Raw genomic sequence first — 17,218 nt, 5'->3', positions numbered from 1 at the left:
GCTTTTTGCTCTAATAAAAATACAGTTACTGTAATTCAGCCATTCTATATTGATGAATATCGCAGCAGTACTTCTCTCATGAGTTGTGTAGTGCTGCGTTATTTATTTGGCAGAACAAAGTTTAGTTGATCGAGCGTCTGTGTTGAATAATTTCTGTATTGCCTGGGTCTAACTGAATGGCTTTGTCTAATATCTTAATTGCTTCCTCAGTATTGCCACTTAGGTGAAGCACCCAACCATAGGTATCGAGTACGGAAGCGGAATCAGGAGCGATGTCTGCAGCTGTTTTCGCATACTGGAGGGCGCTCTCTTGTTCACTTTCTCTTAGAAGCCAAGCTAAATTATTAAGAACAGTAACGTTTTTTTGATCATTCACTAATGCCTTTTTGTAGAGCTCAACTGAAGCATCAATGTTGCTTTCTTCCAGTTCGATGCCCGCAAGTGTGATCAAACTAAGAGTATTGTCCGGGTGTAATTTCAATAGGTCTAATATCGATTGGCGTAAACGCTCAGGTGCGTACTTCTTTTCCAAATTATAGTAGAGTTGCGCTATTGCAGGGGATGGCCTATCAAGCCAGTAGTCACTTAAAAAGCTATATGCAACTCGACCACGTTCGTCTGCTGTTAAAATTTCCGCTTTGGCTTTAATCAACCTAATGTCGCGGCTCTGAGAGATTAATTTACTGTCCAGTATTCGTATTGCTTCGTCGCTATTGCCATTTCTCGAATGGAGGCGGGCTGTCAAAATTGCTAGCGGAACTGAATCAGGTACGAGACTATAGGCTTTTTTCGCTTGTTCAAGTGCTTCTTTAAAAGAATTTTGCTCTGCCAAACTTAAGGCGCTTCCACTTAGTACATTGGCTTCAATTAATTTAGAAATGCGATTACTTTGGCCAGTATAAGCTGAAGCTAGCTGTGTCGCCTCCTCCAAACGCTTAAGTTTTACAAGCAATTCGACGGAAGCGGCATGAAGCGGTAGTGCTGCTTCTGGCGTGATACGAGCTTGTTCATTTAACCACTCGATTAATTGCGCTGAACTTAAAGAGTCACGTTTTAATCTTATTATTTCAGCAATCGGTTGCTGACTTAATGGCTCTAGAGCCAATGCTTTTAGCCACATATCGGCGGCGAGATCGCTGTTTGCCTTCTTCTCATATATTCTTGCAATGGCTTTGATAGTGTTTAGATTTTCTGGGGCTTCGGTATGTAGCTCTGAAAGCAAAGAGAGTGCTGATTCAATTCTTCCAAGCTGATAGTCGGCCACTGCTAGCGCCCAGCGTGCGGCTGGGATAGCTTGAAAACGATTTGAGATTTGCTCCCTTACCTTTAGGGCCTCTGCTTCTTCATTCAATTGAATTAGCGTTGTTAAATAGTAAGTTGTTGTTGGCCAGTCTTCCGGATTTTCGTTAAATGCGGATCGTAGGTGTCCTAAGGCAAGATCGTTTGCACCTACATTAGTGTAATACTGACCAAGTAGAAGCCTTAATCTAGTTCTTGAGGGGTCGAGCTGTAGAGCTTTGCTTACAGCTCTGACTCCCTGATCTGTCTCATCGTTACCCAGTGAGATAGTGCCATAAAGAGACAATAATTCGATATCATCAGGTCTCACCATTAACGCTTTTTCTAGAACAGACAGTGCGGCTTCAGGCTTCCCTTGCTCAACTTGGGCAAGTGCAGTTGCTTGAACAATGTTTTGTGGCGCTGTTTCTGGGTCTAAATTCTCGGTAAGCAAAGATTCACCCTGGCTAATGTTGCCCTCTTCGAGATGGATAAGGCCCAGCATAAGGGCTGCTTGGCGATTGTTTGGAAATTGTGCGAGGATATCTTCAAAAGTGGATTTAGCAGATAATAGATCACCCTCACTTGCTGCATCTATAGCATCTTTAAACTGCTGTTTTGCAAGAAATGCATCGGGATTGGCTTTACGGATTATTTGGTTGTAGACGATAGCTTCCTCAAAACGTCCCAATTCGGTAAGGACGCTGGAGAGAAGTTCAAGTATCTGGAGCTTAGAATTTAGCAGAATATCTGTATCTTGACTAAGAAAAAGTGCTTCAGTTAGCTCTGCTTCGGCGGTATCGAGTTGACTTTGGCCGTAGTGTACTTTGGCAGCCAAGTACAGTGTTTCAGGATCTTTGACTTCAGCGCTAGTTAAATGTTGAACAATTTTCGTTGCCTTGCTCCAGTTTTTAGTTTCAATAAGAAGCTTGGCTAATTCAATCTTAAGAGCCCGAGAGTTCTCATGTGCGCTAACAGCTTCGCTCAACAAGTTGATCGCACTTTCTTTATCTCCACTCATATATGTTTGAAGAGACGCTAGTCTTATGTATTCTGGGTCAGTCTTTTTTGAATCAGGCCATATATTCAGGTATTTACTTGCTGATACAAATTTCCCTTGCATTAGCAGAGCGTTAGCTAGAGGCAAGGCGATGGCTTCATTGTGGTCTTTATCCTGTGAGGTTAATAGTTTTTCGGCCTCGGCAGGATTTCCAACGATCATCAGAAGGTCTGCATAACGCAGTGTGTATTTAATATCGCTTGGGTCTGATTGTATGGCATTTCGAGATTCAATGAGTGCGGCGCGAAACTGACCTTGTCTTTCATAGGCAATACTGCGTTCTAAAAAAGCACTGGCATCTTCTTTTTTAGAATTATCTGAGCAGCCAAGTGAGATTAATGCAACGAAATAAAACGGGAGCAGCTTTAAAAGATTTGTATTCATTTGTTGTGACTCACTTATCAGTTTCTGACGGTAAATTATATTTTCGCATCATGTCGTAGAGTGTTGGTCGGGTAATGCCAAGTAACTTCGCCGCGGCAGATATGTTTTGCTTGCTGATTTCTAGTGCTGAATGTATCGCTTCTACTTCTGCGTTCTTTCGTGCTTCTTTCAGGTTGATAGATGAAGGTGTATTTGGTGAATCCTTTATATTCAGATCCGATGCATGAATCACATTGTTCTCAGATAGGATAATTGCTCGTTTGATTCTATTTTCTACTTCGCGTATATTTCCTGGCCAATGATATTTTTCAATGGCGATAGAAGCCTCTTCGGACAGAATCATAGCTCTTCCTACGATACTCGTGGAGAGTTTGTTAAGAAGATGGTTTGCAATCAGAATGGAATCGTTTCCTCGATCTCTGAGAGCAGGTATATCGATTACAATCTCAGTAATCCTGTAAAACAGGTCCTCCCTGAATGTACCCTCTTTCACCATTATCTCTAAGTCTTTGTTTGTAGCGCAAACAACCCTTAGGTCTACGTGGATCTCTTTTCTTCCCCCTATTCGTTCAAATACCCGTTCCTGTAAAAATCGCAATAATTTGGCTTGGAGAGGTAAGGGCATATCACCAATTTCATCTAGAAATAAAGTGCCGCCATTAGCTTGCTCTATCTTTCCAATATTACTTGCAACCGCACCAGTAAATGATCCTTTTTCGTAACCAAATAACTCGGATTCGATTAAGTTTTCAGGAACTGCAGCACAGTTGATTGCGACAAACGGTTCGTCACTCTTTGAACCAAATTTATGGATCGCACGTGCTAATACTTCTTTACCTGTCCCGCTTTCACCGATCAATGTCGCTGTCACCCTAGTTTGTGCGACTTTTTCGACGACCCTACAAATATTTTTCATTTTTACGTTGGCTGTAACAATGCCTGGTATAACTTCTAAGTTTTCACTCAAGGCGTTGTTTTCGAATTCAAGTTGCGCAATTTTAAATGCCCTTTCTACAACATGATCTAGGGTTTCTGTTTCAACCGGTTTGAAATAGAAGTCAAATGCACCGTGTTGTATCGATCGCAAGGCATTCCTATGTTCATTCTTACCTGTAAGTACAATTATTTTTGCCGACGGTGAAATTTTTAGGATTTCCTTGATACATTTAAACCCTTCTTCTACTCCTTCTGGGTCTGGAGGCAGACCAAGGTCTTGAATTACGATAGCAGGGCGATAATGACGTACGGCAGTTGTTGCTTCTTGAACGTTTGATGCAGTAACTATCGTTGTCTCGAAGTCATCAAAGTGCCATTTTAACTGGCTTTGTAAACCTTCATCGTCTTCGACAATTAGTATGGTTCGTTCTAATGCATCCATGTGGCTTTTCTCCGTTAGCTAAATGCTATTTCAAATTGACTGCCTTTCTTCAACGTACTGGATACTCTTAATGATGCCCCAATATCTTCCAGATAGGACTTTGTTAAGTAGGCCCCAATACCCACGCCATTCTCTTGTTTGGTGGTAACAAAGGGGCGGAATAGTTGTTCGTTGATGAATTGCTGCGTCATTCCGTTACCTTCGTCTTCTATAACAATGATCTTTGCATTGTTTTCAAGTCTGATGATTATACGAACGCTACCATTGTCAGGTGAAACCTCTTGTGCATTTCTGACGAGGTTTTTGAGGGCGAGTAGTAACCTTTTTCGATCAGCATGAATGATAAAATCATCATTGATGGTTACTTGCGGCGTTGGTGAATATATAGAAACTTCTTGCACAAGTTCTGCTGCGATATCGCTAGCAGAAAATGAAGTGCGCTTTTCTTTCGAGGATGGGTTGAACTTCTGAATCAGACCTTGCATTCTAGTCGTCGCGTTGTGTACGGTTTTTATCATGTCTGTTACAAACGCGGGGTTGTCTTTATGCTTCTCGGCGTTCTTACCTATTAACGCGAGCTGGGCAATAACATTGTTGATGTCATGCATGATGAATGCAGATAGACGATTGTAAGTTTCCATCTGTCTCGAATCACTGATAACTTTCTCTTGTTGGTGCAGAAGTAAGTGGCTCGCCACTTGGGTGCTTATGTTCGTCATTAAGTCCCTGTCTTCGAAAGTAACAGTGGTATCAAATCTGGGCTTGGAAAGAAGTACAATACCTACAATTTTCATTTGAATGATCAAAGGGGCGACCACCCATATTTCTGTGCTATTTTTAATCCAATCGGGGAGTAGGACGTTGTTTTTGTTTAGACTTTTATCTAGGCTGTTAGGTACAAATATCCAAGACTCTTTAAGCATTGCTTTAACGAAGGGTTCATCGACTTCGATGAAATTTGGTTGATTTTCTATTACAAGTTCACCAGATACTTTCTTTATTAGCGAATCGCTATTTATCCATAAGCTCCCTGCATGGCTTCTGAGTGCACTTTTTAAAATGTCGAGAACTTGCTCGTAATAGTTTGGTTTCTCTGAATTCAATTCAGATAAAAAGCGAATCGCATTTAGCCATTCAAGTCTGTAGTCATACTTCAGTGAGAAAAAGTGTTTGCTCAAAAAAACTTCAAAGTTTTGCCGAAAAGTATTCGAAATTATTAGCGAAACCGTCAGTAATAGTGCAAAGATTAAGGTGAGTGAGAAAAGATATGTGCTTAAGTAGCTTTTATTGCTCCAGAAAATATTGGCAAATATGACACTCAGTATAAATATGGTAGAGGCCAGAATAGTTGAGGAATAAAATGCTGCGGGCCGGGATACCGAGAAAATATTTTGGTGGTTCTTAGATTCGTTGAAAATCAAGTTTCCCAGAGATAGCAAAGATGCGAAAACGAAAGCGAGGGCAGATCTTCCTTGAAGGATTGGCGCAGCAGTGGTATCCAGTACAATGGACGCACCTCGCATAAAAAGATCATACGAAAATAAAAAAGTTAAACTAAGACCTAATAACTTTATCATTCTATGTGAGTTAAGGTTTCTGATGACCTGCTCTGTGGTTACTAAGCACAGCATAGTTAATACTAATAGAGTGTATTGGAGTGCATCGACTGGTGTTTTCTGATTAAGTGCGAGAGCATATCCAGAAACACAGATTCCTACTGAAGACAGGGCAATTAGTTTTGTCTTGAATGGCCACTGTGAAATTGTAAGTCTAATAGACAGAATACCGTTTAAGGCAAATAACCATAATGTTGCCCTTAACAGTTCAGAATGTATTAATACAAGAGGGTTAATGTCGGTAATATAGCTCGTTAGAAGTGAGCTAGACCATATTAGTTGGCCAAGAATACCAATTGCGAGATATCTTTTCCAAGTTTCTGCAAATGCCTGAAAAGCTATGATAGCCAACAACAACGTCGTGGCGGCAACTGCTGTAAAATTGGCAGTTAGGGCTACTGATATATAGTCCATCTCTAAGTACTCACTATGACCAGTATTTCAGTCATTCAAATCCATGTGATCGCGGTTTAAGAGTATACTCTTCTCGGATCAAGGATTTTAACAAAATATGGAGATGGTGACGATTTTTTTTACAGTGTAATTTGTCGTTCTGGGGCTTTTAAGGAGAAGAGGCTCTAACGAAATTGCTGTAGATCCCTTCGGTATCAAACGCCGCAACTTCAAACGTTGTCTTTGCTAAATTGACATTCTGAATAGAAAACTGTGTCACGCTGCTGTCTGTTACTCTTATATACTGATAGTTAGCATCGTCCTTGCTTTTGTATCTAACCTCATAGCCGCCAATGTCAGAGTAATTTAGTGGTTCACCGTTCGCTCTTAAAAGAGGCTTTTCCCAATATATAGTAACCGAGCCAAATAAATCAGACTGAAACAATTGCAGGTCGCAGCTGGAGAGTATGAATATAGAGAGCCAGGCAATTATTATGGATCTTTGCATAATGAGTAACAACAACATGATGACAACTATTCTCAGGAAAGTCAGTGTAGCCCAAATTCACTCTGAACTGAGTTCTAATAGGAAGAAATGTGACGTTGATAACATATTTCATCCATATCTGGCATTAGATGTGGTTGTTTTTTTGAGTTGTCCGCGTTCGGCAAGTTAGAGAAAGTAAAGTGGCGCTCGCTTTAGAGTGAATGGGGTGAGGCCAGAACAAAATTACTATACAGCCCGTCTGTATCAATGGCGGCAACTTCAAATTCATATAAAGTCGCATCGTCTAAGCCGTCAATAACATGCTGAGCAACACTAGTGTTGCTAATAACAACGTTTGTGTAGCTGGTCTCTGACGATTTCTTGTAGCGAATTTCATAGGCACCGATTTCGCTGGTCGCTATGTTTGCTCCATTGGCACGCTCTACGGGCGCGCTCCAATACAGCGTTACAGAGCTGGCGGTGATATTGCTTTCACCATTCTCCATTTCACCGCCGGTATCTTTGCTGTCTGTTTCAGTTATGTTTGTTGCCTGGCTTGTCAATCCAGCATTGTCCAAGGGCGTAACTTCAATCTGGCAGCCTACTAATATAGTGGACAACGCGATTAAGGTTAAAAGTTGGATTGCTTTCATGTGTTTGGCCTTTAAGTTGGTCAAAAGATGTGCAAATGGTACGGACCCGCTGAATTTATACGTGTGACGTAGTTCCGCTTGTGCTGTTGGTGACATTTTTGTGTCAAAAGTCGTATATCTGGCGTTTAGATGGGTGTTTTTTGTCGCATGGTTGACGTATTCAACTTGGTATGTGCTCAGATACTCAGTTTGCTGAGTGCATTCAAATAATTGACATTGCCTGTCGACTGTTTTGTCGATAGCGGACGATGTTCAGTTGGTGAAGTCGTAACGCATTTGGTGATTTTGGGGTTGCTTAGAATTGGATTTCGTTTATTGTCAAAAAAAAATTGACGTAACTTTACTTGCTAATAATGTTTGCGTGCCTAGAATGGCCGACATTATTGAAACGACATGAAGACAAGAGGAAATGATATGGAAGTCAGCGTAGTTGTATTGGCAGCAGGCCAAGGTTCGCGTATGAAGTCGGCGTTGCCGAAAGTATTGCATCGTCTGGCAGGGCGACCACTGGCAGCTCATGTGGTGAACACCGCGCGTCAATTTACTTCGGACATCTCAATGGTTGTTGGGCATGGTGCAGAGCAGGTGCGCCAGTATTTTGCCGACCAATCGATCAAATTTTGTGAGCAAAAGGAGCAGCTAGGTACCGGGCATGCAGTGGCTCAGGCTTTGCCGGAACTGCCTAAAGAAGGCGCCGTTTTGATTCTTTATGGCGATGTACCTCTCACCAAAAAAGAAACATTGGAAGTTCTCGTCTCAAAAGTTAGTAAGAACAGCATGGGTTTGCTCACTGTTAATGTGAAAGACCCTTCCGGCTATGGTCGAATTGTGCGTGATTCCGGTGGAAACGTTCAAAGTATCGTTGAGCATAAAGATGCCAGCAAAGAAGAACTGAAAATTGATGAAATCAACAGCGGTATAATTGCTGTCCCGGCCTGGATGCTGCACGAGTGGCTTCCCAAGTTGTCCAACAATAACTCTCAGGGCGAATACTACCTGACTGATTTGATTGCAATGGCTGTTGCTGAAGGTGTTGCCGTGCAAACGGTGCACCCTGTTGACGAAGAAGAAACGCTCGGCGTCAACAACCGAGTTCAATTGGCGCAGTTGGAGCGTTGGTATCAGGACCAGGTTGCCGAATGCCTTATGGTTGCTGGAGTGACCTTACAAGACCCATCTCGGGTCGATGTGCGTGGATCGCTCAAAACCGGTCAAGACTGCTGGATTGATGTCAATTGTGTCTTCGAAGGTGAGGTGACGTTGGGCGACAATGTCGTTGTTGGGTCTAATTGTGTTATTCGCAACTCAACTATAGGTGCAGGAACCGTTATTGAACCGAATTCTGTAGTGGATCAAGCGGTCATTGGTTCTCTGGTTACGATAGGTCCGTTCGCCCGAGTTCGGCCAGGAACTGAAATGCGTGACGGCAGCAAAGTTGGCAATTTTGTTGAAACAAAAAAAGCAGTTATCGGGGAAGGTAGCAAGGTTAATCATTTGAGCTATATTGGCGATACTGATATTGGTCATGGTGCCAATATTGGGGCCGGTACCATAACCTGCAACTACGATGGGGTTAACAAATTTAAAACGCTCATTGGTAACAACGCTTTCGTTGGCTCCAACTCAACCTTGGTTGCACCGGTAAACATTGAGGATGGCGCTTTCATCGGGGCGGGCTCGGTTATTACCAAAAAGGCACCGGCTGACCAACTGACCGTTGGCAGAGCACGGCAGGTGTCTTTATCGCATTGGCAAAAGCCTGAAAAGAAAGGCTGATCTGTCAAAGAATTTCTGAAACGGGCGCCGACCTTTGAGCGGTGCCGTTAACTAAACACCGTACGTCCAGCATGGCTTATTGGTCGGAACCATTAAGTTTTGTCGGAAACGTAACAATGGAATGAAAGGAAAATATTATGTGTGGAATTGTAGGCGCTGTGGCACAACGGGATGTCTCAGATATATTGGTTGAAGGCCTCCGTCGATTAGAGTACCGGGGCTATGACTCGGCCGGTGTGGCTATTATTCACAACAATGAATTAGGTCGTGTACGCCGGGTAGGTAAGGTGTCTGAATTAAGCCAAGCGTTGGTTGATGCGCCGTTATCCGGCGGAACGGGCATCGCGCATACCCGTTGGGCAACGCATGGTGAGCCAAATGAAACCAATGCACACCCTCACGTATCTTCCAATATTGCTGTCGTTCATAACGGCATCATTGAAAACTATGAAAACCTGCGCTCGCAACTCAAAGAGCTAGGCTATGTGTTCACATCTGACACTGATACCGAAGTGATTGCGCACTTAGTAGCCGAAGAACTGAAAACAGCAAATTCCTTGCTTGAAGCGGTGCAGCACGCTCGTAAAAAAATGGTCGGCGCTTATGGTGCTGCCGTGATCGATCAACGCGATCCTGAGCGATTGGTGGTTGCTCGTTCTGGTTCACCTTTGGTTATAGGTTTAGGTATCGGTGAAAACTTTGTCGCATCTGACCAATTGGCGTTGCTGCCGGTAACCCGTCGTTTTGCATTCCTTGAAGAAGGGGATGTGGCGGAAATCACGCGCAAATCCGTACAGATTTTTGATTTGAATGATCAGCCTGTTGAGCGTGACGCCTCGGAAAGTGATGTGAAACACGATGCTGGCGATAAAGGCGAATTTCGTCATTTCATGATGAAAGAGATTCACGAACAGCCGAAAGCACTCGCCGCCACGTTGGACGGTCGAGTTATTGGTGACGAGATCGTAACGGAAGCCTTTGGTGTCAATTCCAATGAGATTCTGAGCAAGGTTGAAGCCATTCAATTAATCGCTTGTGGTACTTCGTATAATTCCGCCATGACCGCGCGCTATTGGTTTGAAGAAATTGCCGGCATCCCTTGTCAGGTTGAAATTGCATCTGAATTCCGCTATCGAAAATCAGTCGTATTGCCAAATTCACTACTAGTGACGCTTTCGCAATCTGGCGAAACCGCAGACACATTGGCAGCATTGCGGTTAGCTAAAGAATCAGGTTATATGAGTTCTCTGACCATCTGTAATGTTCCTGGGTCCTCGTTGGTTCGTGAATCAGATCTTGCTTATATGATGCGCGCGGGTGTAGAAATTGGTGTTGCTTCCACGAAGGCATTTACTGTGCAGCTGGCCGGTTTGATGCTGTTGGTATTGAGCATCGCTAAGCATCGCGGAGTTGATATTGCACTTATAAAGGAAATCACCAAATCCTTAACAGAACTGCCAGTCCAGATCGAAAAGGCACTGCAGATGGAGCCGGCAATTAAAGAGCTGGCGGAAGATTTTGCGGATAAACATCACACCTTGTTTTTAGGCCGTGGTAGCCAATACCCTATCGCGATGGAAGGTGCGCTCAAACTGAAAGAGATCTCTTACATTCACGCTGAAGCATATGCTGCAGGTGAGTTGAAACATGGTCCCTTGGCACTGATTGACGATGACATGCCAGTCATTGTGGTAGCGCCTAATAACGAACTGCTTGAGAAGTTGAAGTCCAATATGGAAGAAGTCCGAGCCCGTGGCGGCCAGCTTTATGTGTTCGCTGATAAGAACGCCGGGTTCAAAAGTGGTGAGGGTGTCAAGGTGTTGGAAATGGATCACATCAGCGACTATATGGCGCCCGTGTTATACACCATTCCTTTGCAGCTGCTGAGTTATTATGTAGCCATCATCAAAGGAACCGATGTGGATCAGCCTCGAAACCTAGCTAAGTCAGTCACGGTGGAGTAATTCCGTATCGTTGCGCTACCAGAAATGTAGGTGAACAATAAAGTTGTTAACAAAACAATAAAGTTATTAACTTTTGCCATCTGAGCTACTTTACATTGTAAGTCAGTTCAGGTGGCAATTTAGTATGAGCAGGAAGCAATACTGGAATTCGGAAGCTAAGAACCAAAGCTGGATCAAGGAAGGTAGAGGTCGAGGTGCCGGGGCAGAATATAAGCCGTGGCTTACTATTCGCGATGTTCCTTCAAAAGGCCGCTCTCATAGGGTATTTGGTCATTTAACGCAACGTATTCACCACCTTCTTTCCGATTTGGAACTCGCAACATACTTTCTACTTCAATGGCGGCGTTCAACCTCCGATATTCGTGAGCAGTTTCCCCTTGATCGCGATACTACTCGAGAAATTTGTCGACGTTTAGGAATTGCTCATCCTAATGAACGCGGTATCGATCAGTATATGAGTAGCGACTTCGTGGTTGATTCTAACGAAAAGAACAACTCAAAATTCGTTATCCAGGTCAAGCCTAAGGGACTATTCAACGATTCTAGAACTGTCGAGAAGCTGCAAGTGGAGCGGGAATATTGGCGCGAAAAGAGAATTCCTTTTTATCTGGTTACTGAAGCGCAAATACCGCGGACAGTTTTTGAGAATATTAATGTTCTATATAACTATATGGAAGATGACGTTGATTATGATGAGCTTCATATGTCTTTTAATCTTTTCCAGGATCAGATATCACGAAGTGGCTCTATTCGAGTTATTGATATTTGCAAGTCAATAGATGCATCCTATCAGCTGGATCTCGGTGAAAGCTTGGCTCAATTGAAGCTGCTGTTAGCGCGACGTTATTTTCACTTTGACATATTTAAGCCATTCACAGAATTACGCTGTTCGGACTTAGTTGCTGAGGACTTTGAGTCGCTAAGAGGAGGGTGGCGTGTTTCAAGTTAACGAAGTGCTAATTTTCAATGGCGATTTCTACCGCGTCTTAAAGATAATTGAGCGCAATGTTATCTGGATATCCATTGATGATCAAAAAGCATTCCCAGACTTTATAACCCTAACTCAGCTGCACGATTTAATACTGCAAGAGAAAATTACTCGCGCGCAAGATCCTTTCGAATATGTCCAATATTTGCTACCAGAAAAACAGTCGAAAGAAGCAATAATTAGAAATAGAAATTATCGAATAATCGCTCCGATCGTTGAAAATGCCAATTTTCATATTAAAAAAGTACGTAGTCGGCTCATTGCGGAAGTGTTGTCGACTAATGAGGTGTCTCGTCCATACGTATATACTTTGATTCGCCGCTTTTGGCAGCGTGGTCAAACGCCAAATGCGTTACTACCAGATTATAAAAACTCGGGCGCTAAGGGGAAAACCAGAAGGGCTAAAGGCAAGAAACTTGGCCGGCCTCGGGTGTATATGGAAGGTGTTGGTGCAAAAATAGATGATCAAACCGAGAAACTATTTCGGATAGTCATCGACAGATATATTTTAAAGAAAAATTTCTCAATCGCTTATGCTCACCGTAAATTTAAAGGGATATACGAACAGGTATTTCCCAATGTGCCAGCGTCAGAAAAACCAACTAAACGCCAAATGAGTTATTTCTTTGAACGTGAATATAACCATGTTGAAAAAGTTAAAGCTAGCTTCTCAGAGAATGTTTATAACAAGGATATTCGCCCACTTACAAGTACAGCGACAACTCAGGCAATGGGACCAGGCTCACGATACGAAATAGATGCGACAATTGCGGATATTATTTTGGTTTCAGATCTTGATCGCAATCAACCAGTGGGCAGACCAACAATTTATGTAGTCATTGATGTTTTTTCTCGGTTTATTGTAGGTTGGTATATTGGTTTTGAAAATCCTTCCTATGTAGCGGCAATTCAAGCGTTGTATTTAGCTTTAACCGAAAAAGATTATGTTTTCAAAAACTTGGAAATTGATACTGACAGTTTTACATGGCCCGCTCCTGGATTGCCCGAGGCAGTTCTCGCGGATCGAGGTGAGCTCAAGGGGTACCAGATCGAGGGACTTGAATCGGTACATAAAGTCCGTATTGAGAATACAGCCCCATATCGTGGCGACGCGAAGGGTATTGTGGAGCGGCGATTCAGAACCGTTCAAGCTGAGTTCAAAGGATTTGCGCCTGGTGAAGTAACTGGCCTTACTGTTCTTAAGCGCGGTGGAAAGAACTATTGGTTGGATGGTGCTCTGACTATATCCGAATTCAAAGAAATCATCGTATCGTCTATAGTGATGCGCAACTTCGTTGATCCCATGAACAAATATGATCGAGCTGGGGATATGCCGGCAGATTTGCCATTAGTCCCAGTGCATTTATGGAATTGGGGATTACAGAATCGAACTGGACGATTGCGTAAAGCGAATCCTGAAGCAGTCCGTATTGCATTGCTGCCGAGGGTAAGTGCAAGTACTTCAATCCAGGGTGTATGTGTTTTTGGTCTTTATTATTCATCGAAAGAGATGTTGGAGCTAGGATGGCTTCATCGCACTGGAAATACCCCGAGACCAGGAAGTGTTGATATAGCATATGACCCGAATTTCGCTGATGAAGTCTACTTATTTCACACTAAGGGCAGTAGCAAATATTGGGTTTGTCGTCTTTCAGATTTGTCTAGAGAATATCGTGGATGTACATTTTGGGAAGTTTGGCGCAAACAAGAACTAAAAAAAGTTCAGGCAGCGAAAGATCAGTTAGTTGCGGATGAAGTGCGTCGAAAGCATGAGAACCGAGTTGAAGAAATTATCACGTCTGCTATTAAGCAGACTCCAACAGCGACAACTACAAACACCGAACGCATGAGGGGTGTCGGGCGAGCTCGGGCGGATCAACTATTGAAAGAGAGAGACCAACGACGTCCTAGAGTTGTAAAAAATGAGGACCCCTCCAAAATTGTTAATCTGTATCCGCCAGATGATAGTGATGATTATCCAGATTATATTGATGAACTGTTTGATCCAGGGGAGGATTAATGGCCAATCCGATCAACTACGTAAATGCCAAATATAAGAATACGGGTGTGAGTCGATATGAAGGCAATCCGTTTATCCAAGCCCTGCCTCCAATCCTTTCGACCGAAAGAGTAGGAAAGAAAATTAAAGGGTGGGTTAAATATCACGTTTCTGAACGGTTAGAAAAATCCTCGATCCGTATACATAACATAGTCTCACTACTAGACGACTATTTTCAGCCTCTCGGTCAGCATATTCAACTTCAAGAAAAAATTGACCTCATGTTGCGAATGGGCTATGTCGGAAGGAATCTAAGTGATGGATCCTTAAATAGAAAGTTGCAGGAAGGTTATGAACGACTAATGGCGGGTGGAGAAGCTTCGGCTAACTTCTCAGTTGAAAAAACTACTGCGAGAAGTATGTCGCTAATTGGTGTTTCTGGAGCAGGTAAGAGCAAATCGTTAGAGCGCGTATTAGACATCTACCCACAAGTGATATTTCATGAGCAACACAATATCTTTCAAATAGTTCATTTGAAAATAGAGTGTCCAAGTAATGGCGATCTAGAGAGCTTATGTTTGAATTTCTTTCGAGCTGTTGACAGCGTATTGGGTACAAGCTACGAGCAACACTATGCAAAGCAACGTCTTTCTGTTCCTAAGATGCTTGCACTTATGCAGCAGACTGCGAATAACCGAGCCATTGGAATCTTAGTCATCGATGAGATACAACGTTTAAGCCAAGTGCGTTCTGGTGGTAAAGAGCAAATGCTAGAGTTCTTTGTTGAACTTGTAAATAAAGTAGGGATTCCGATCGTTCTTGTGGGTACACCAAAAGCTCGCCCCATTTTTGAGTTGGAATTGCAATCAGGACGGCGAAGCGTCGGACTTGGTTCCATATACTGGGAGACAATTCCCCAATATGTCAAAAAAGATATTATTGAATTCGTCAATCCAAATTGGTTACGTTTCACCGACGACTTATGGAAATACCAGTGGTTGAGGCATGGTGATGATCCTCTGACTGATGAGATAAGGGAATGTTGGTATGATCTATCACAAGGAGTACTCGATATTGTAATTAAGCTATTCGTATTGGCTCAATTACGTGCGATTGCCAACAAAAAAGAACGAATAACCAAAAGCATTTTGCAGTCTGTGTACAAGCAAGAATTAAAGCCAGTACATCCGATGCTTGAAGCCTTAAGGTCTGGCGATGCAGATCGAATCACTAAATACTCGGATCTTTGCATTTCGGATATTGAGAAGCGCGTTATCCAATTAAGTAGCCATATTATCGAGAATCTACAGAGTCAGGATGAGAAACGATTCGAAGGAAACCCTACTGCTCTACGTCTCTTTAATATGATGCTGCAGATCGAACCGGGGTGGAAGGAAGAAAAACTAGAAAGTCTCGTAAAAAATGTAGTCGCAGAATACCCTGGTTTGGGTTTTTCTGAACTCATTCAACTTTTGATCGAGTGGAATAGAGTTGGTGGCGCTACTCCCCAAAAACCAGCAATAGTCAAAAAAATCACGAAAGTTCCGAGGAGAGATTGGATTCAATTGGGCGTAGACGATTTGAGATACCAATATGCATATTGTGAAGAGGAAAACCTTTCTCTCGTAGAAAGACTGGAACAAATGGGTGAAATGTTTGACCTAGATGGCTGGGCAAGCGGTTATTAATGCTCGGATTTCCGGTCCCATATCCAGAGGAGCTGGTGTATAGCATTGTTGCCAGATCAGGTGTGCACGAAGGAGAAACGTCCCCAAAACGATTGTTAGACCATGTATTTGGCAATCGTAAAGTGATTGCAACGATAGATTTACCGAGCCATTTACAATCAATTGCAAACCAATATTTCCTTATTCCTGATTTCAACGTCCAGAGGCTTATCAGCCGACACACCTTGTGGCCTCTCTACGCGCCTTTCAGTTCAGCCGAACGCAACGAGGCACTAAAACGCTGTATGTCGACGCGTTCTAATGGTGCGGCTCACTTGGCAAGTGGTGCCGCTGCGTCTAGGTTGAAAACCAAACGTCATCTGTACTTTTGCTCAAAGTGCTTGAAGCTCCAGTATGCAGACTATGGCGAAGGGTTTTGGAAGCGCATCTGGCAAACCCCATTAGTCAGGTGTTGTCCGAAGCATGGTCCATTGATTAAGACAAACATAACTCTTGAAGGAGAGCATCGGCATAGGTATTACCCTGTATCGGAAGCTACGGTTCTAAGTGAAGAAAGGGTTGAAAATTCAGATTTTTTGTTTTCAGAACAAGCTGAAGAGCTGTTTAAGTTTGATGTAGAAGGAATTGGTCAAGAAAAGTGGACTGAGTTTTACAAGCAATTGGCAAATGATACAGGGTTCATGACTGGTTCTCGAATAAATCACTCCGGAATCAGGCAAGCCGTCATCCAATATTGGAAGACTAGCTGGCTTACCCAAGGCAATTTTTATCCAACAGTTTCCGATACATCATGGACGTGCAGTCTCTTTCGTAAGCACAGGCACTGTTTCAGCTATGCTGCACACATTATTGCAATTGGCGCCCTCACTGACGGAAAGCTAGGTATTCAGGAGGCTGTTCAGCAAGCAATTAACCTCGCAGCGCCGCAGCACGGAATCGAAGTGATTGTACAAGTTACAAGTGCTTCGACGAGTGGTGCATTATTAAATCAAGATCAGATACAGTGGCAACAGTTAGTGGCGAGGTTTGCCCCCAAAGCTGCTCGACAAAAATACCCTGCCCTCTACGCACGATTATACAGAAGACATTACGCCTGGCTCATGCGTATTAATGACGGGTTTAGAAACAAGTCTCCGGTTGTCAGCAAGCGAGTTAATTGGCTGGATCGGGATCGGCAGTTAGCGCGCGAGCTTAAGAAGTTAGGTGAGGAACTTCGTGAAAGACTGGATACACCTCGTATTACCCCAACATTGTTGCTACATAGGCTCGGACAGTACGCCACTGTCAGAAAGAACCTATTTCGGCTTCCGCGATGCAAGGTAATCATCAGTACATATACAGAAAGTGTTGCGGAGTATCAATCTCGCAGATTGACACGTGTATATATTGAAATGAAAAAGAATTGTGAAAATGTTAAGCGATGGCAATTGCTCCGTCGAGCGGGATTGAGTGAACATACAATTACACCATTAGCGGAGCGGATCTTAGATGACATCATGAGTTACGACTCCAGTAAGTAAGTTAATGAAAATGTGCCTGCGTGAATCGAGACTC

The 17,218-nt window shown here is 43.1% G+C and carries 10 protein-coding genes; 6 read left to right on the top strand and 4 right to left on the bottom strand.

Translation table 11 applies throughout. The features are described from left to right. Window positions 1–121 precede the first annotated feature (121 nt). From IYN85_RS13920 to IYN85_RS13905, 4 genes are all read right to left on the bottom strand, one after another. Window positions 122–2,722: a tetratricopeptide repeat protein gene (locus IYN85_RS13920; RefSeq protein WP_196159511.1), complete on the bottom strand. Its 2,601-nt coding sequence runs from the start codon at window positions 2,720–2,722 to the stop codon at window positions 122–124. A 10-nt stretch (window positions 2,723–2,732) separates the two neighbouring features. Beyond that, on the bottom strand, window positions 2,733–4,100 hold the full coding sequence (gene prsR, locus IYN85_RS13915) for a PEP-CTERM-box response regulator transcription factor (RefSeq protein WP_196159510.1): 1,368 nt from the start codon (window positions 4,098–4,100) through the stop codon (window positions 2,733–2,735). Between the two features lie 14 nt (window positions 4,101–4,114). Then, window positions 4,115–6,130, bottom strand: a complete 2,016-nt coding sequence (gene prsK, locus IYN85_RS13910) for an XrtA/PEP-CTERM system histidine kinase PrsK (protein WP_196159509.1) — start codon at window positions 6,128–6,130, stop codon at window positions 4,115–4,117. A 678-nt stretch (window positions 6,131–6,808) separates the two neighbouring features. Continuing rightward, a complete protein-coding gene (locus IYN85_RS13905) occupies window positions 6,809–7,249 on the bottom strand; it encodes a fibronectin type III domain-containing protein (RefSeq protein WP_196159508.1) in 441 nt (146 codons plus the stop codon). A gap of 414 nt (window positions 7,250–7,663) precedes the next feature. On the opposite strand from IYN85_RS13905, the gene glmU reads away from it, so the two are divergent. From glmU to IYN85_RS13875, 6 genes are all read left to right on the top strand, one after another. Further along, a complete protein-coding gene (gene glmU, locus IYN85_RS13900; protein WP_196159507.1) occupies window positions 7,664–9,025 on the top strand; it encodes a bifunctional UDP-N-acetylglucosamine diphosphorylase/glucosamine-1-phosphate N-acetyltransferase GlmU in 1,362 nt (453 codons plus the stop codon). Between the two features lie 137 nt (window positions 9,026–9,162). Continuing rightward, complete coding sequence (glmS, locus tag IYN85_RS13895) at window positions 9,163–10,989, top strand: glutamine--fructose-6-phosphate transaminase (isomerizing) (RefSeq protein WP_196159506.1); 1,827 nt, start codon at window positions 9,163–9,165, stop codon at window positions 10,987–10,989. A 124-nt stretch (window positions 10,990–11,113) separates the two neighbouring features. Beyond that, on the top strand, window positions 11,114–11,938 hold the full coding sequence (locus tag IYN85_RS13890) for a TnsA endonuclease C-terminal domain-containing protein (protein WP_196159505.1): 825 nt from the start codon (window positions 11,114–11,116) through the stop codon (window positions 11,936–11,938). After that, window positions 11,925–13,997 carry a Mu transposase C-terminal domain-containing protein gene (locus IYN85_RS26410; protein ID WP_196159504.1) on the top strand — a complete coding sequence of 691 codons (2,073 nt, stop codon included), beginning with the start codon at window positions 11,925–11,927 and terminating at the stop codon, window positions 13,995–13,997. The genes IYN85_RS13890 and IYN85_RS26410 overlap by 14 nt, the downstream gene beginning before the upstream one ends. After that, on the top strand, window positions 13,997–15,664 hold the full coding sequence (locus tag IYN85_RS13880; protein ID WP_196159503.1) for an AAA family ATPase: 1,668 nt from the start codon (window positions 13,997–13,999) through the stop codon (window positions 15,662–15,664). The genes IYN85_RS26410 and IYN85_RS13880 overlap by 1 nt, the downstream gene beginning before the upstream one ends. Next, the gene (locus IYN85_RS13875) at window positions 15,664–17,184 is read left to right on the top strand and encodes a TnsD family Tn7-like transposition protein (protein WP_196159502.1); all 1,521 of its coding nucleotides are present in this window, start codon (window positions 15,664–15,666) and stop codon (window positions 17,182–17,184) included. The genes IYN85_RS13880 and IYN85_RS13875 overlap by 1 nt, the downstream gene beginning before the upstream one ends. Window positions 17,185–17,218: the final 34 nt, after the last annotated feature.

The sequence above is a fragment of the Reinekea sp. G2M2-21 genome, from assembly GCF_015687175.1.
Lineage (GTDB): Bacteria > Pseudomonadota > Gammaproteobacteria > Pseudomonadales > Natronospirillaceae > Reinekea.
This window is presented reverse-complemented; position numbering and strand designations above follow the sequence as displayed.

What these genes read in the sequence shown, in the direction of transcription:
- IYN85_RS13920 (WP_196159511.1), bottom strand. Translation starts at nt 2,722, where the DNA reads ATGAATACAAATCTTTTAAAGCTGCTCCCGTTTTATTTCGTTGCATTA.
- prsR (WP_196159510.1), bottom strand. Translation starts at nt 4,100, where the DNA reads ATGGATGCATTAGAACGAACCATACTAATTGTCGAAGACGATGAAGGT.
- prsK (WP_196159509.1), bottom strand. Translation starts at nt 6,130, where the DNA reads ATGGACTATATATCAGTAGCCCTAACTGCCAATTTTACAGCAGTTGCC.
- IYN85_RS13905 (WP_196159508.1), bottom strand. Translation starts at nt 7,249, where the DNA reads ATGAAAGCAATCCAACTTTTAACCTTAATCGCGTTGTCCACTATATTA.
- glmU (WP_196159507.1), top strand. Translation starts at nt 7,664, where the DNA reads ATGGAAGTCAGCGTAGTTGTATTGGCAGCAGGCCAAGGTTCGCGTATG.
- glmS (WP_196159506.1), top strand. Translation starts at nt 9,163, where the DNA reads ATGTGTGGAATTGTAGGCGCTGTGGCACAACGGGATGTCTCAGATATA.
- IYN85_RS13890 (WP_196159505.1), top strand. Translation starts at nt 11,114, where the DNA reads ATGAGCAGGAAGCAATACTGGAATTCGGAAGCTAAGAACCAAAGCTGG.
- IYN85_RS13880 (WP_196159503.1), top strand. Translation starts at nt 13,997, where the DNA reads ATGGCCAATCCGATCAACTACGTAAATGCCAAATATAAGAATACGGGT.
- IYN85_RS13875 (WP_196159502.1), top strand. Translation starts at nt 15,664, where the DNA reads ATGCTCGGATTTCCGGTCCCATATCCAGAGGAGCTGGTGTATAGCATT.